The following is a 17,384-nucleotide window of genomic DNA, read 5'->3' on the forward strand; positions in this document are numbered from 1 at the left end:
GATCAAAAAAAGCCCTGGGCAAAGCCCAGAGCTACAATCGGGTAACAAATATTACATTTGTTGACCTTTAACACCGCTGTAACCATATACAAGTGGTGCAGTGATGTTGTTTTGGTCGTCAGTAGGTGTAACAGTCATCATCATTTCAGTGTAGCTGATAGTGATTGTTTCAATTGGACGGTCGTTTTGAACTGATACTGAGTAGCTAGAGATCATGGCATCTGTAAGTTCGATTTTCATGATTTCTTCAACTTTATCACCTTGTTTAGTGATATGGAAAACAGCAGGTAGACCTTTACCAATAGTTGCTTCTTTGAAAAGATCCGGAGATGCTTTATCTTGAAGTTTAGTAATAGTCACATCGCCTAAACGAGTAGAGCTAGATTCACGATCCATCGCCGTACCAGTCGCTGCGCTAATTTCACGGCTAACGTTCCAATCTAAAGATAAAACTGTAATTAAATCTTTGAAAGACTCAGCAGTAGTTTCGCCTTTGATTGAACCGTATTTTAAATATGTATTTGCTTGCATTTGATAATGCTCCTTTTTATTAAACAATATTATCCATTATGTGGATTCGTTTACTTTGGTTACCCAAAATTCCTTGAAATCATTATCTTTAAAACAGCAATGAAAAGGTCTTCAGAATTCCTTTCCCTAGATGAAGACAATGTCTCAAAAATTCCTTGTTTCTATATAAGACACACGAATTATAATGCCCTAAAACTAAAGAAACAACCTTAAAAACAAGTTATTTTTAATTAACTTTAGTTAATTCAACATCGAACTCATTATCTTTAATTAACAATGAGATAGATGTTACTTTTTCACCTTCAACCATGCTTGAAAGCAAGATCTCAGACAATAGAGGTAGTACTTTATTCTGTAATATGGTGTGAATATTTCGTGCACCCGATCCGGCATTTTGACAATTTGCAATAATGTGCTCAATCACATCATCGTTATACGTTAATTGCGCATCATAGTGCTTTTTAACACGCTTAATTATTTTACTAATTTGCAACGCAGCAATCTGGGTAAGAATTTCATCACTTAACGGAATATATGGAATAACGTTAATTCGTCCTAAAAATGCAGGCTTAAATGCCCCTAATAAATCATCTTGTAATGCTTTTAATAAGCCTTTAATACTTGGCTTACTTTCTTCATCTTCAAATAAGCTCATTGTGGTATCAGTACCCACATTTGAGGTCATAATAATGATGGTATTTTTAAAGTCGATATCTCGGCCTTCACCGTCTTTTATGGTGCCTTTATCGAATACTTGATAGAAAATATCTTGCACGCCAGGATGCGCTTTTTCCATTTCATCAAGTAGCACTACACTGTATGGTTTTCTTCTTACTGCTTCGGTTAAAATACCGCCTTCGCCATAACCAACATAACCTGGAGGTGAGCCAAGTAGTAATGACACTTTATGCTCTTCTTTAAACTCAGACATGTTGATAACCGTTACGTTATCTTCACTGCCATACACTTCTTGTGCTAGTGAAAGTGCAGTCTCTGTTTTACCCACTCCGCTTGGGCCTGCCAGCATAAATATACCATTAGGGCGACTTTCATCTGCAAGCTGAGCACGGGAGGTTTGTACTACTTTAGACATAAGTTCAAGCGCATGATCTTGGCCAACTACGCGTTGTTTCATTTGCTCAGCTAAATTTAAAATGCCATGAATTTCGTCTTCATGCATTTTACCAACAGGAATACCAGTCCAATCAGAAATAACCTGTGCAATCAACTCTTCATCAACTTGCCAATGCACCATATTATGTTCGTACGAGGCTAGCTTAAGCTTGCTTTCTTTTAACTGCTCAAGTACTTCAACAGAAGAGTCTGCATCGTTGGTGTTAATCGATTCAAGCGCTTGGTTTAATTCTGCAACGATGCCTTTTTCAACGTTGAACTGCTCATTTAATGGTTCAAGTTGCTGTTCAATCTCAACTAGTTCAGATTTAAGTGCTGATAATTGTTCGCTGTGATCTAAACCGGTTTTTTGCTCACGATTTAACATTAAAACTTGCGCTTCAATTTCACTAAGTCTATTCATTAACTGCTCAATCGCATTAGGTGTCGATGCTTGGCTCATAGCAACGCGTGCACAGGCTGTATCTAGTAGAGCAACGGCTTTGTCTGGTAGTTGTCTAGCAGTAATGTATCTGTGTGATAAATGGACCGCACTTTCAAGTGCTTGCTCTGAAATAAACACTTTATGATGCTTTTCCATAACAGGAACTAAACCACGTAGCATAGCAACCGCTTTTTCTGGCGTTGGCTCTTCAACCTTTACCACTTGGAAACGACGTGTTAGTGCAGCATCCTTTTCAAAAAACTTTTTATATTCAGCCCACGTTGTTGCTGCAATTGTACGTAATTCCCCTCTTGCTAAAGCAGGTTTTAGTAAGTTAGCCGCATCGTTTTGACCCGCTTGTCCGCCACTACCAATCATAGTGTGAGCTTCATCTATAAAAAGAATCACAGGGTCAACAGCGTTTTTAACTTCGTTAATTAACGACTTTAAGCGATTTTCAAACTCACCTTTCATGCCCGCACCTGCTTGAAGCAAAGCCAAATCTAGGCTGTGCAACTTAACGTTTTGTAATACTGCAGGTACGCCTTTTTGGGCAATTCTTAGGGCAAGTCCTTCAACCACAGCGGTTTTACCTACACCCGCTTCACCCGTTAAGATTGGGTTGTTTTGACGACGTCTAGTTAAAATATCAACCATTTGACGTATTTCAAAATCACGACCTAGAATAGGGTCTATTTTCCCCGCTTTTGCTTGAGCGGTTAAATCAACTGTAAATTGATCTAAACTCGGTGTTTTAGATGAACCATTTGCAGGTGTTGTAGCACTTGCAGTGCTGGTATTACGTTCTTGCGATTGGGCAACAATTTCAGGCCATGCGTGTAACAGTTGTCCAGGTTCTATATTATTGAAAAGCTTACTACAACGCGTTACTAAACTAGACAAGGTATCGTCTTTTGTGAGCGTGTAAATAACGTAAGCACTACGAATTTGCTCATCGGTGAACTCAATACTGGTACTTAACCATGACTGCCTTAATAATGTAGTCACATGCACTGATAGGCTAGGCGATGAATCACTGCCCGTTTTAAATGACTCTAGTGATTGGTTTAAATCTTGCTTTACCTGATCAATATCAATATCGAAAGAACCGAATATGAGTCTAACATCGTCTAGTTGCTGCTCAATCATAGCTAACAACCAATGCTCTAATTCAACCGTAAAATGGCTGCGGCTATTACATATTGCAACAGCTGCCTCTAAGCTTTTTCTACAATCTGGACTTAGTTTTTCAACTAATTTATTTAATGTCATCGTTGACATACGCTGTTCCTTTTAATTTTTAATTATCCTTTAAACGATAACTTAATAGGGTTAAATTTAGGGGTGTTTTTACTCGCCATTAAAAAGCTATTAGCGCCAAGTTGGCATTCCCGTTTAGACAACTGCACCGCATCAAGTTGTTGAAAATCTGATTCGATGATAAGTCGAAATGAAATCGCATTGCCCGCATAATCTTTTACAATCTTTGTAGCTAACTCAAATAACTTGCCTTTCGGTAACAAGGATTTTGCTTTATCAATATCAGTAGTGCTGATATGAATCTCAATATTAGAAGAAATATCCCATATCTTTTTACCTATTACGGTATCAACGCCTAAGCGAGCATGTTGTCCCTCATATAGGCGCTCACTTGCTAAACAAGTTTGTTCTTGTGGCTTCAAATCATGCCACTTTCCTACCATTTGTTTGATGACAACATCACAACCAAGGTAAGAGCTCAATACACTTTTTAAATCAAAAGCGTTGCGAATTTTTCGGCTATAAAGGCCTGAAAAGTGCAACTGATGATCATTGTAGCCGCCACTTAAAAGTCCCAATATTTGTGTATATGGGTCTTTGTTTTTATCTTTGTTTACATGATTTAAAGACGGCTTATATTTTTTCCACGCTCGATAATATAAAGACACCAAACGATGATTAAACATATCGTAAAAGTCACGCATGGTGGTATCTTTATAGCGAAGACGCTGCATCACCAGCTCGCTGTAAAATTGGGGTAAAGCACCCGAGCAACCCGTTAATCCCATAAAAGAGATCTGCATGTTGACTTTATGCAACCCATCTTCAAAGCTAGCTTGCTCTAATTTTGTGATAGCGTTACCTGGGTAACCAAATTTTTGTGTTGCGGTAAATTTAATTAACTCTTGCTTTGGGCTACTGTCATACCCTACATAGCGATACTCTAAGCAATGCTTTTTAAGCTGGTTTTCAATAATGAAAACAGCTTTATAAAAATCAACTTGTGACGCTTGAGAAATAATATGCTGGATCATATTAACGGGCTTTCCCCAACTCGAGCAGGCCATTGATAATACACTTGCTCTTGTTCTTTGAGCCTTAAACTAACACGCGTGAAGCTATTTATTGCCGCAAATTGTGCAAAGAAATGATCGAGGATAGAAGCAAAGAAAAACATACCACTTCCCGAAAAATCATCATTGGCAAAGGTAATTTCTATTTCGCTTCCCGTTGCGAAGCTTACTCGTCCTTTTTGTACAACACGCGCCGTTGCTGGTTCTACAATCACGCGGTAAATATTATCGATAAGGCCTTTTGTTTGCGGTGAAGCTCTAAAGTCATACAGCCGTAACACTTCTTTAAGCTTGTTACATGCATCATCTCCACTAAACGCATCAAGGGTTAAATGATTAACTAATTGCCAACGAGTTGCATCGGCTAATATCGGTCTAACTGCATGAGTAAATGGGATTAAACAACGTATTTTTTTAATTACATCGCCACGTTCAGGCATTAAAAGCCCGAGTTCATCATCTCCAAAAGGCATGCTAGCAGGAAGGTTTCGATTACTGCAATTAGCACGTACTGTTAATACCGTGTTCCCTTCAGCATAATCCATAGCGCTATTTTCAAATCGTGCATCTACCAATGATAGAAACGATTCCGTACCTGACTCAACATAGCCACCGGCCCATGAGGCGGTTTCTCTGCGGATGTGCCAAAATAAATCATCATGGCCTTGGTATCGTGGATGAGTCTGCCCATAAAAAGGACACACTATTTGCTTGTTCCCTTTGTGGTCAAACGCAATAACTTCTGAGATACCAATCACCTCTGAGATTTCAGAGTCCATATAGCGTGGTGTTAATTGGTATTCGTATTCACTCAGTTCAGGGCGAATCGGTTCTAGTTCTTGCTCAAACATATTGATAATGGGTGTACATCCCATTAAAAACATATTTTTGTCTACTTGCTTTTCAAGCTCGGTTGACTCTGAATCAAGGTAAATATACACACTGCATTTGTTAGACTTTTTAGGCAGTGATGAACGAATATTTTCAAGCTCAACAAAGCGAAACTTTTCCGGAAAGGTAAAGTTTTCCACCAGTAACCGATAACCAGCACTTGAGCGCTGCGAATAGGGCACCACCGCTTCATTTGCATCAAAGCCTACGGCTTTTAACTGGTTTTTAGAAAGGTACTTTATACCCTCTTCACCATTATCAAAAGCAATACCAATAGCGTGTTTAAATAATAGTTCATACACTTTAAGCGTATGATGCCATTGGCCATTTATAAATAATCGTAATTTTTCCAGCCCGGTTTCAGCAAGTGATACACCCGGATATTCACCGGTTAGCTCAAGTTTAAAAATTGACTTAGCTTTTTCATGCCAACGAGGCTTAGGGGCAACAAACGGACTATTATCAAATTGGGCACTTGTGATCTCAACAGGCCACAAATAAGTTTCGTAACAGGTTTGAAACTTACATTGCTTCATCGACTCAACATTGGTTTCTACTTCACTGCCTCTTGGAATGACCACACCCGTGGTGGACAGATTTTCAGCTTCTAATTTTACCACCGACATAGAAGGGATAGGCGCTTGGTAGTCTGGCAGCATCTGTCCCAATAGAGCATCAGTTAGCTCAGGAAAGCTGTCATCGAGTTTTTGTCTAATATTTGCAGTTAAAAATGCGAACGATTCGATTAGCCTAGATACATGAGGGTCTTCAATATGGTCATCACTTAACTTTAATCGCCCGGCAACTTTAGGGTACTTTTCAGAAAAGTCTTTACCCATGTGGCGAACAAACGCTAGTTCGCGATTGTAGTACTTCAATAACTCATCGTTCATAAAGAGGCCTCAATAATCTTCATACCTAAATTAACCGGCTCAACTTCAGAATCAAAGCTAATAAATTCAGGTTCTGGATCGGCATACAACAAGGCGTTAATCCTTAGGTTTAATACTCTGTTCACGGGTACTTCATCATCGGTAAACACTTCTACTTCAATAAACCGTGGTTCAAATTTTAAAATTGTATTTCTTACGGTTTCGCATAAAAGTGCACGCCCTTCGTGTGAGCTTACAGACATACTCGAAAAGTCAGGCAAACCATATGATAAACACGAAGTCGACAACTCAGCATATTGTGATGGCCAGGTATGCCACTGAATTCGAGCATTTAGCAGCGCTTCTATGTCTCTACGCACATTTTTTCTCAGCTCACTAATGCTGATCCCCTCAGTACGAGAAGGTGCATCTTGAAAGTCAGGCTCATCGTCAATGAGCCTATCTAAAATAGATGCTTGGAGTTGCTGCTTATGTTCAATCATAATCGTTTATTGCGCTTACTCTGCTATTTCAACGGCGTTGATTTTTAGACTAGGAATAGTGATTGCTTCATCGTTGACAAATAACATTTTCATTCCTTTACCTATAATAAACTCATTTTGTAGCTCATCCCAATCAGAAACCTGACCTAACTTTTCAAGCTCAGTATTTGAGTTTGCATAAACCAGCGGTAAATGTGCCGTGCCTGACGGACCGTCTTTGATAGTGATCTCAACACGTAACCAGATGCTCTCTAATAAAGACGCTACAGGTTCTACTTTTAATGTTTCAATTTCATTAAAGTTTGCAAGATAAAACTCGCCATTCGTGCCTAGCACTTCCAAATATGGGCTTAAGCTATCATCTAAATCTCTAATTGCTGAATGCTCATCATCAACGCTTTCAAGACGAAGCGCTTCCATTTGTTTTGCAAGCGTTGCCGCTTCAGATGTTTCGCCTTCAAGTAGGGCTACGTGCATTTTTAAGAACAAGGTGTCTAGCTCATTAGCTTCATGAAAGAGTTTAGGAATGCCCTTACCTTGATAAAAATCTACACGCGATTGTTGTGCGCGAATTAAATGCCTAAGATTAACCGCACCTACAGCAAATTCAGGGTTCTTTTGCACCATAAAATCTAGCTGTTTATCTGCTTTTTCAAGTTCACCGTTAATGCAAAGTAATTCAGAATAAAGACTTCTAATATCAAAATTTAAAGGCTCATCTTGCAACTCTGTAGCGCAACATAATAAAGCATCAGCAAGTTTTCCCTCGCGAATTAAACTGTGTATTTTCTTCATGACTATTCCTTTATTTTATGATGAGGACTGAGCTCTGTTATTAACTTAATACTTGAGACCATTTGGTCTAACTGAAAATGGGGCTGTAACTGCAAAACCGAAAAGTAATGACCCGGATTAGCCTTGTTTTCACTTACTTTTATTTTTGCATTACTGAGTGGGTATTTACTTCTAATGTGCTCAGACGCAGAGTCTGACGCGGTTGTGTAATTATTGATCCACGCTTGTAAATCTCTTTCACACGCTTGAGCCGTGCTGTAAGAGCCTACACGGTCTCGGGCCAATAATTTTAAATAGTGCGCAAAGCGCGATACACATAAAATGTATTGCAACATAGACGATAAACGCGCATTGATATTAGCAGCGCTTGAGTCGTAATTTTTTGTCTTTTGAACCGACGCATTACTGTAAAAAACAATATGTTCGGTATTTGTGACCGAAGATGCAGGGATAAAACCGAGTTCAGAAAATTGCTTTTCAAACTTACTGGTTACTAACAAATCCAGTGGCGGCTTAGCTTCTTTTTGATAAGTATCATTAGCAAAACTATCGCGAGCTAGCCCTGTGACTAAGCCTTTTGACACTTTCCCTGGCTCTATACCACGTATATGCCCAAACCAGCCGCTATCGCAGTAAGCTCTGATTATTGTCGATACAAATTGATAGGCTGCATTTCCCCACAGCATATCTGTTTCTGGATTAATAATTTGTTCTTTGAAATAGAATTCTTGATGGCGCTTACCGTCATTAGCATAAGGCGGCCTAACTAGCACATGAGGGAGTGTAAAACCCATGAATCTAGCTTCTTCCATTTTTCTAAAGCTTTGCCATTTTATATATTCAGGCTGCTCAAAATGATTAAATAAATCAGAGTAATAACCTAAATCTGAAAAGCTATCTGCGCCAAATAAGTTAGCCGATGCCGAACATATAAAAGGAGAAAATGCGGCGGCAGCCGTTCTTGACACTTCTTTAATCGTATCTATATCGTTATAAATAGTACCCGCTGAGCAACCATTACTAATTTCATAATCACCAATCATAATACCAAAGGGCTCGCCGCCAGCACTGTCAAATTCGTTTTGATAGAGTAATTGAAAAAACGTACTTTGATCGAAATCTATCGCTTTATTTACGTCTTTTGAGAGCGTTGGCCAGTCACAATTAAGCAATTTAACTTTTACTTTTTTTTCTTTGTCTTGTTGCTCTGTTTGTAATAATAGCCACCATAGATTTCGCCAACTAGCTTCTAAATTTTGAAAGCTTTTTGCATGAATTATATGATTGAGTTGTGCAGAAATCAGTTGATCGAGTTCAATGATCACACGCTGTAAATAAGGACTCAATGACTCCTTATTCCAAGAAAGTGGAGAATCAGAAGAGCCTTCAAGCCATAATAATAACGCTTTATCTAGGTTTTTTTCGTTCAAAAACCTATCGAGTAAAGCGTCATTATCACTTATTCGAGACTGCGACTTTTGTTGAAAAGTGAAGTCTTGATTGATAAATGAAAACTCTTCGTGATTCATTCTATTGCATCATCCTTAATGCAGAGAGCGGTATTATTAACCGATCTCTGGGATTTTAGCTACAAGGCGTAAAGAAGAAGTAAGCTCTTCCATTTGTAACCAAGGTTTAAGCCAAGCAACAGCGTTATAAGCACCAGGTTGTCCTGGGATCTCTTTTACAGATACTTTCGCATCAGCAAGAGGGTAACGTGCTCGAATATCTTGACCACCGCCCTCTGTCGCATTTACATAAGACAGGATCCAACGGTTTAACCATGATTCAACGTCTTCGGCTTCCATAAAGCTACCAATTTTATCGCGCGCCATTACTTTAAGGTAATGAGCAAAACGAGAAGTCGCCATTAAGTAAGGTAAGCGTGCTGAAATGGCAGCATTAGCGGTTGCATCAGGTGTTGAGTAGATTTTTGGTTTTTGACAGCTTTGGCCACCAAAGAAAACAGCATAATCAGTGTTTTTATAGTGACATAAAGGCAAGAAACCTAACTGGCTTAGCTCGGCCTCACGACGGTCTGTAATGCCAATTTCTGTTGGACATTTAAGATCTGGATCGCCATCATCACTCGTAAATATGTGCGTTGGTAAGCCTTCTACTTTACCACCACCCTCTGCGCCACGAATAGCAGTACAGAAACCATATTGAGAGAAAGCAGCGGTCATGTTTGTTGCCATAGCGTATGCGGCATTACTCCAACAATAATCACTATTATCAGTACTAACTGAACGGCCATCTTTCGCTTCAACTTCAAACTCTTCGTAGTTAAATTCTTCAACTGGTTTTGACGCTGCACCATAAGGTAAACGCGAAAGGAAACGCGGCATAGTAAGTGATACAAAGCGTGAATCATCGCTGTCTCTAAATGAACGCCATTTAGTGTATTCTAGTGATTCAAACACTTTTTCTAAATCACGTGGCTTAGTTAATTCTTCCCAATTATCAAAACCAAATAACGACGGTGATGATGCGGCAATAAATGGACAGAAACCAGCAGCTGCAACATTAGACATTAAGCTTAATGTTTCAACATCTTCTGGGTGATTAGTAAATTCAAAGTCACCTACAATCGTGCCATACGGTTCACCACCTGGGGTACCAAATTCTGACTCATATATTTTCTTAAAGGTTTGGCTTTGATCAAACTCAACAGCTTTACTTAAGTCTTTATGCAGCTCTTTCTTTTTCATGTTTAAAACACGAATTTTTAATGTTGAGCTAGTTTCAGAATTCATCACTAAGTGATGTAATCCGCGCCATGAGCCTTCAAGTTTTTGAAACTCATCCGTGTGCATTACGACACTTAACTGCTTTGAGATTTTTTGATCGATTAATTGAATTGCTTCATTAAACGTCACAGTCATGTTTTTGTTCCATTGAACTGTGCCTTTTAATGCTTCTTCAGTTAACGTTTTCAGTAACTCTTCAGCACGGCTTGACTCTGTTTGTTTAGTCGCACCGATTGCTTGCTCTAAAAGTGAAGAACTAACTTCTGCTACTGATTCTGATTCTGTTGCTAATTGTTCAGTGCTCATTTATCAGTCTCCTCTAAGTTAAGTTCTTTCGCCATCGAGTCTAAGCTTGCTGTGTTGCTTAATACTTCTTCTAGTACGTTTTCAAGTTCTTCTGAGCGGTCAATCTTCGTCATCAAGTCACGAAGCTTGTTACGCGTTTCCATCAATTTGCGTAACGGCTCTACTTGATTTACAACGGCTGCAGGCTCGAAATCGTCAATCGATTTGAAGTTCAAGTTAACTTCAAACTGAGAACCATCATCCGTTAATGTGTTGTCTACTTTTAAACGTAGAGATGGGCTCATACGCTTTAAAACATCATTAAAGTTATCACGATCAATTTGAATAAAACGTCTATCTTTTAGTGGCTTAAGCGCTTCTGTATTATCACCAGAAAAATCGCCCATTACACCCACTACAAAGGGTAATTCTTTTTTTACTGCCGCGCCCTCAGTTTCCACATCATAAGTGATATGTACTCTAGGTTTACGAACTCGTTTTAACTTATCATGGATACTCATTGAGAACTCCTTTTACTATGTTTCAGTTTCGCTGATCTTAATGCCAGACAACTTAAAGTATCCAGTCCTAGCATCACTATCTGTAATTAACTCATTTAATAACTCAGGTAGCGATAATTCGCTCCATCGAATAACTTGTTCTATCGTGTAAGACATCGGTGAATGAGGTTCAGTCTTTCTGAAAAAAGTCGCAATTTCTTGAAGTTTTTTAATTGCGTTTTCTCTTGAATTAATCTCATCACTGCTAAGCTTTTTAGGTTGCTCTGAGTCAGCTTGAATCGCATCCTCAACGAGTTCCTCTTCAGGCTCAGCGTTAGCTTTATCTAGTGCAGTTTGCGCTGCTTCAAGCTTATCTGCTGCTACGTGTTTTACCGCCGCTAAGCTCACTTCTAATGCTTGTTTGATGTTAGACGTCGGTTGTGGCTCACCTGTCACCTCATCCATAACTTCGCTCAAGGCAGCAAACTGCTCTATCGCATCTTCAATATCGTTTTTTAAAGACACAAAAAATTCGGTACTGGTCTCAGCGGCACTTTTTTCTAATTGCTCAAAATCAACTGCGCCTTGGGCTATTTTCTTTTCACGCTTTTCATCATTTAAACGCGAAATATCATACCCTTGCTGATACTCCCAAAAAGAAAAAGGATCCATACTGACACTGTCTGTCATATAAATGCTTTTTATTGGGATGATCAACGTGCCTTCACCGGCTGTACCATTTAAGCCAACTAAGGCTGACACTTTGTCTGAAATTTCATCACCGTCATCAAGTGTTGGATAAAGGGATTCAAAATGGTGTTCAAGCAAATACTTGGCAACGCGAAAACCAAACGCTATTCCTTTAAACCCGTGAACGCGGCATAAACCTTCAATTAGCCATGCAAGGTATTCAATATCCTTGCTTTCGCTTTTAACTGCCTCACTGCATTGTTCAAGTAATGGCAGCCAATCTCGCGAAAGTGAAGCAATTCCCTCTTCATCGACTAAGGCATTTCTTTCAGCCGCACGAAGTTGGTTTCTTAAATCTTTTAAGGCATAGTAAGTAGACGTTGGAGAGACGTCTGAGCGCGGATCAATACCTGCAAACTCAGCATCTGAAATAGGGGAAATATACTCTTCAAATAAAAACATTCCATTGTCCTAAATATTATCCATGTGCTCTAAGAAGCAAAGCGGAAATTATATTACATTCTTTAAATTAAATTACAAGCCTTGACGCTATTATGCCGATAAGCTGGCTAATGTTATTTTATAAATAATTGAAATAACAGTTTTTTTGTTCCTGATTTATTTACAACTTTTTTTCTTGATTATACTAAAACAGGCTTAATCAGCTACTTAGTGAACAATGGAATCGTTGCCTCATCTTGCAAATTGCAAGATTGTATCGATTGATTGGCATCCACATCATCATATTTCACTAAAATACAGGTCACGTTATCTTTGGCTCCTCTGACTAACGAAGAATGCATTAACGCCATTCCTGAATCAATAATACTAGAGGGTTCTAATGACAAACATATTTCTTCATCTGATAACTCGCCAGTAAGACCATCTGAGCACAGTAAAAATATATCGCCTGTGTTTATATCCCCTTCAACAACATCAACTTTTACTTCATCCATTACCCCTACGGCACGGGTAATTACATTAGACAGTGGATGATTTTTAGCTTCTTCAACAGAAATCATTCCTTCATCTATTAAGTCGTTAACTTGACTATGATCTCTAGAAACTTGAGTCAACTTACTGTTGCGTAACAAATAAGCTCTGCTGTCGCCAACCCATAAAATGTAATAGCGTTCATTTTTAACAAACAAAGCTGTCACCGTGCTGCCCGCTGTTTTGTTGCTTAAGTATTGCGCGCTATATTCAGTTAATTGTTTATTTGCATCTTCAATGGCTTTAACAATGTCACTGACGTTTAAATCTTCTAGTTTAAACTTTTCAACCTGGGTTCTTATAACATCAACAACTAATTGGCTGGCAACTTCACCCGCTTCATGTCCTCCCATACCATCAGCTACTACCCATAAATTATGGCTGTTAATTTCTACATGCGCGTCTTCGTTAAGTTGCCTAACAGCACCTCGGTGGGTAATGGCATAACTTGAGCTTAAATTGTTAATCACTATTTTTTACCTGTGTAAAATTCCATTCCCAATGTTTCCATCGTCCATCTAGCATAGCGGCCACTTGATTTACAGGCGGTAGAGCCGAAGTGATCAACACCATAGGCTTAATATTGCATGAGCCATGAGTCCACCAAACACTGTAATCACCATACTTTTTATATAAAATGGCATGCATGGCATCTTGTAAAATGTGATCACTTAATTCGGTACCAGAAAACTCCAATGCTGTAGCCTGTTTATTCTTATCTAGCGAGTTCGCAAAACTAACTTGCTTTTTAGTTGAAGTAATTTCGCTCAAAGTATTAGCTAACTCTTTGCGCCAAGAAAATAAATCAACGGAGCCATCAAGTACTTTGAGTACTGCATCTTCGTACTCCAACGAAAAAACACCAGAATGAAGCACATCGACAGGAGCAATATGTGTTGTTCGCGTTACCGTGAGAGGATAATGCCTCCCCACAGCATCCATACTTGGCAATAACGTGCCCATAACGCCAGTATCACCCACAATATTTGGGCTTAAGGCAAAATGCCAAACGGGACCTGTTAAATAGTTTTCTTGCCAAACATCACCAAGCTGTTCTTTACTTACAGCAATGGCAGCCTGAAGCCATTGCTCCCAATGCTCTGAAAACTCTTTAGTAACATTATCTTGAACAAAGTCACCTAAACAAGGGACTTTGCCAAGATAACCAATATCTACAATCGGGTCGGACATGAGAACTTCTCTACACTGCTATTCCAAAAAGGATGCCTGATTGAACTCGGCAATAATTCTACTTTTGCATTGTTACCCATTAGTGAGAAATGCAGCTCTAAGTCTTCACGCGTTTTACTTCGCTTTTCACTCAGTTCATCTAACATTCTGTATAGTGACCACTCACCTTGGTAGGTGGTGTTAATTGAACGCCCACCATTTGGTGGAGTAAATACCACTCGAGTTTTGCTTTGACCACTTGCACCAGGCCAAACAAAATTGGTCACCTTAAGCGGACCATGACGATAAATCATAGATTGGCCATCAATTTCAATCATGAAGCTTGAGACCGTTTTGTCTAATTTAAAGGTACGCAAGCCAAACTCAATTCTTGGAGTATTACTACCACGGTCAAAAAATGCGGTTTGAATTTTGTAAGCATGCTCGAACATTTTTAACGTGTTGTTGCTAATACCGATATCTTTTTCAAACTTCCAAGGGGTTGAGCTCATGTCCACACTCGGGGCTACGTAGCTATTGAAAAAGTTGTCTATGGTGCCATTAGGACCAAAGAAGCGGGTAAAGTCTTTAATGCTGACTTCTTTTTCAGCCTGCGGAGCAAATGGGTAACGGCCCACAATCGCCGCGTTATACTCGCGTAAAACTTTACTTTTCCAAATTTCATTTAGATGCCTGTTAGCACTATTTTTGGTTATGTTGCTAGTATCTCTACTAATATCCAGTAACCAACTATTAAATGGATAAGGTAAGTCGCTGCTTTGATACTCTAATTGGCGAATAAAGCTAGGTTTACTCTTACCGCTTATTTGATCTTTAATGGAGTACTTAAGCTGATCGCCTCTATCAAGCTTGGTTAAATAAATATTTAACTCTCTTAAATTTTTCTGAATATTATCAAGTTGCTGAACATCAATATCAATAATATCTTCAAAGGCTTCTTCTACTTGGTAACCTGGTAGATCAATTTCAAATTTTGGAGCTTCATCAGGTAAAAAGCGCTTAATTCGATTTGCTTTAGTTTGCATAGCGACTTTAGCGGCATTGGCTGCCACATCACCAGCTACTTTTTGATTTTCAGATACTGGTAGTTTAGTAAGCTGAACATTCTTTTTCACCGCATTAATGATATTTTTAATCGGTGCTTCAGAGCCTGCTAGCACATCAGTAATATTGACGCCTTCAGCGGGTGAGCTGTATTGATTAAGACTCAAGTCATCTAAAAATGACTGCCAATAATAAATGTAATCTTGGAAATAGCGCTGCTCTAGTTTCTTCTCTATCTCCGCTTTAGAAATATCGTAAGTTCCTGAGGCTTCTTGCCCGTAAACCCAGCTACTAGCCATTAAGTTGCCAAGCATTTTTCCTTTTTCAATATTAAAAATGCCATGAAAACCATTAAAAGTGTATAACCCTGGAATGCTTCGCGTTAAGTCGCCGTTATTACGAAAAGTAAACTTTTGTGCACTTTCAAAGCTAATAATATCGGTTAGTCTGAAAGGCGGAATACTACTATCGAGAAAATCAGCTTGAAGACGCTGGTATGCTCTTTCCGCAATCGGTAGTTTAGTTAACTCTGCACGTGCAACTCGCACAGCTTGGTTATCTATTTCGGTTTGCGTGATTCCCTCATTGAGTAAAGCTGAAATATGATTCATTAACTCACCACGCGTTTGCATATTCATATCACCGGGTAAGTTTCTGTCTAAATAAGCACTGAACCACACCACAATATCTTCACTTTCAAAGTATTCAGGTTTAAACAACATTAAGTAACACTTTAGCGTTTCATATAAATAGCTTAAGTGTTCTGGATGCGCTTCCATTTCCTTAATTAAAGTATTAGCAACAAATGGCTCTAAATACGTTTGTAAAGAACGCTTGTAAGCATTAGTAGAAGATTCTTTAATTTCGGTTAACTTATTAAAACCAACTGATGAAGCATCCTCAGGGTTAATGAGCTCAGAGTTAGTAGCAGGTAGATTTCTCAGTGCATTTAGTCTGTCGTTCAACACCAATAAATTATTTCTATCAAACGAAGAGGCATCGAGCTCTTGGTAAGTAGTAATTGCCTCATCGGTGGCGTCTATTAAGTTGCTATTCCATGCAAAACTAAAGTACCACGAAACTGAAAAACCTAATAAAGCAACACACGCAGCTGAAATACTTGCAACGCGAAGCCATTTATTTTGCTTATCATGATGTTTGTTAGTGCTTGCTAAGTTTTGCTCAGGAAAAATAACACTTTCTAAAACATTCTTAATAAAGAAACTTTTAGATTGATTTATGTAATCTGTTTTCCCTGCACTCGCATCATTTAAAAAGCTTGACGGTGTCCCTTCTTGCGTCGCACTGGTTAAGTACACCCCTCTGAACATGGGTAATTCTTCATAGGCATTGGGGGTGAAAATTTCTTTTAAAAAGTCATCACCTACGCCCTGCAATACCCGTAACTGTCGAGGGAATTCAAAAATTTTGGCACGGATAGCTTCGTTACGCTCGTTAATAAGCCGACGATTTAACATCTCCGTAAGCTTAGAAATTAAAGCATGGAACTCTTTATTGAACGCATCTACCTGAGTATCTTTATCTAAATCAAGTTCAAAGGTAATTCCCCAAACCTGCTCACATTCTTCTTCAGTTAGCTCAGCAAAAAACTCTCTAAAGCCTTCAATTAAATCAACTTTAGAAAAAATAACATAAACAGGAAATGTCATCCCTAGTTGGTTTTGTAATTCTTGAAGACGCTGTTTTATAGCACGAGCATGTAGGTTTCGCTCAGTTTTGGTCTGGCTCATTAGCTCAGAAATACCCATGCTGATCATCACGCCATTAATAGGACGTAACGGGCGATGCTTTCTTAATAACCCTAAAAAACCTTCCCATGCTCTTGAGTCATGTTTTGCGTGGCTACTTTGTGTTGTGTAACGCCCTGCGGTATCAATTAATACCGCTTTATTGGTAAACCACCAGTCACAATTACGCGTACCGCCTACACCATGAACTAAGTCAACGCCTAGCTTATCTTTTAATGGATAATCGAGGCCTGAGTTATGAATAACCGTTGTTTTACCTGCACCCGGAGGGCCAATCATAATATACCAAGGTAACTGGTATATATTTTTACCTTTAAATAGCTTTACATCTTTTAGTAAATCTATAGCTTCATTCATTCTCGTTTTAAGAGTATTAATTTCTTCGTTTACTTCACTACTATTGGCATCATTGTTATCAATTAACTCATCCGCCATTTTTTCATCACGCTTATTTTGCTGCATAAGACGATAAATTTTGGTCACTGAAAAAACTAATAATACCAATAAAATAGTTAATAATCGTGATGCTACACCTGCAAGCGGAACATAATCGGCCACTGCGATTAAAGGGCCACCAAACCAAATTAATAATGATAAGGCTAAAAAGCCGATAATTAATATAGCGGTTCGTGATGTTAGTGCGTAGGTTATTTTTTTAAATTTTTGTGAGAAACTCATT

The 17,384-nt window shown here is 38.8% G+C and carries 13 protein-coding genes; all 13 read right to left on the reverse strand.

Features of this window, described 5'->3' with window-relative positions; all coding sequences use genetic code 11:
- Positions 1–51 precede the first annotated feature (51 nt).
- The 13 genes from AAEY57_RS00345 to tssM all read right to left on the reverse strand — a co-directional run bounded on the left by AAEY57_RS00345 (position 52) and on the right by tssM (position 17,383).
- Positions 52–531, reverse strand: coding sequence for an Hcp family type VI secretion system effector (locus tag AAEY57_RS00345; protein WP_013462973.1), 480 nt, complete (start codon positions 529–531; stop codon positions 52–54).
- A 226-nt stretch (positions 532–757) separates the two neighbouring features.
- On the reverse strand, positions 758–3,370 hold the full coding sequence (tssH, locus tag AAEY57_RS00350; RefSeq protein WP_350605616.1) for a type VI secretion system ATPase TssH: 2,613 nt from the start codon (positions 3,368–3,370) through the stop codon (positions 758–760).
- A gap of 23 nt (positions 3,371–3,393) precedes the next feature.
- The gene (gene tssG, locus AAEY57_RS00355; protein WP_036955215.1) at positions 3,394–4,383 is read right to left on the reverse strand and encodes a type VI secretion system baseplate subunit TssG; all 990 of its coding nucleotides are present in this window, start codon (positions 4,381–4,383) and stop codon (positions 3,394–3,396) included.
- Positions 4,380–6,206: a type VI secretion system baseplate subunit TssF gene (gene tssF, locus AAEY57_RS00360; protein WP_013462970.1), complete on the reverse strand. Its 1,827-nt coding sequence runs from the start codon at positions 6,204–6,206 to the stop codon at positions 4,380–4,382. The genes tssG and tssF overlap by 4 nt, the downstream gene beginning before the upstream one ends.
- Entirely contained in the window at positions 6,203–6,688 is a 486-nt protein-coding gene (tssE, locus tag AAEY57_RS00365; protein WP_013462969.1) for a type VI secretion system baseplate subunit TssE, read from the reverse strand. Before tssE ends, tssF begins: the two co-directional genes overlap by 4 nt.
- 15 nt (positions 6,689–6,703) lie before the next feature.
- On the reverse strand, positions 6,704–7,483 hold the full coding sequence (locus AAEY57_RS00370; protein ID WP_350605620.1) for a type VI secretion system accessory protein TagJ: 780 nt from the start codon (positions 7,481–7,483) through the stop codon (positions 6,704–6,706).
- Between the two features lie 2 nt (positions 7,484–7,485).
- On the reverse strand, positions 7,486–9,012 hold the full coding sequence (tssC, locus tag AAEY57_RS00375; RefSeq protein WP_024602745.1) for a type VI secretion system contractile sheath large subunit: 1,527 nt from the start codon (positions 9,010–9,012) through the stop codon (positions 7,486–7,488).
- A 36-nt stretch (positions 9,013–9,048) separates the two neighbouring features.
- Positions 9,049–10,539 carry a type VI secretion system contractile sheath large subunit gene (tssC, locus tag AAEY57_RS00380; protein ID WP_013462966.1) on the reverse strand — a complete coding sequence of 497 codons (1,491 nt, stop codon included), beginning with the start codon at positions 10,537–10,539 and terminating at the stop codon, positions 9,049–9,051.
- Positions 10,536–11,039 (reverse strand): type VI secretion system contractile sheath small subunit, encoded by a 504-nt coding sequence (gene tssB / locus AAEY57_RS00385; RefSeq protein WP_010389380.1) that lies wholly within the window; start codon positions 11,037–11,039, stop codon positions 10,536–10,538. Before tssB ends, tssC (AAEY57_RS00380) begins: the two co-directional genes overlap by 4 nt.
- A gap of 15 nt (positions 11,040–11,054) precedes the next feature.
- The gene (gene tssA / locus AAEY57_RS00390) at positions 11,055–12,170 is read right to left on the reverse strand and encodes a type VI secretion system protein TssA (protein WP_024602746.1); all 1,116 of its coding nucleotides are present in this window, start codon (positions 12,168–12,170) and stop codon (positions 11,055–11,057) included.
- A gap of 203 nt (positions 12,171–12,373) precedes the next feature.
- A complete protein-coding gene (locus tag AAEY57_RS00395) occupies positions 12,374–13,171 on the reverse strand; it encodes a PP2C family protein-serine/threonine phosphatase (RefSeq protein ID WP_024602747.1) in 798 nt (265 codons plus the stop codon).
- Positions 13,164–13,892 (reverse strand): type VI secretion system-associated protein TagF, encoded by a 729-nt coding sequence (gene tagF / locus AAEY57_RS00400; protein ID WP_024602748.1) that lies wholly within the window; start codon positions 13,890–13,892, stop codon positions 13,164–13,166. The genes AAEY57_RS00395 and tagF overlap by 8 nt, the downstream gene beginning before the upstream one ends.
- On the reverse strand, positions 13,874–17,383 hold the full coding sequence (tssM, locus tag AAEY57_RS00405) for a type VI secretion system membrane subunit TssM (RefSeq protein ID WP_350605625.1): 3,510 nt from the start codon (positions 17,381–17,383) through the stop codon (positions 13,874–13,876). Before tssM ends, tagF begins: the two co-directional genes overlap by 19 nt.
- Position 17,384 lies beyond the last annotated feature (1 nt).

It is taken from the genome of Pseudoalteromonas sp. MER144-MNA-CIBAN-0113 (assembly GCF_040308965.1).
Lineage (GTDB): Bacteria > Pseudomonadota > Gammaproteobacteria > Enterobacterales > Alteromonadaceae > Pseudoalteromonas > Pseudoalteromonas tetraodonis.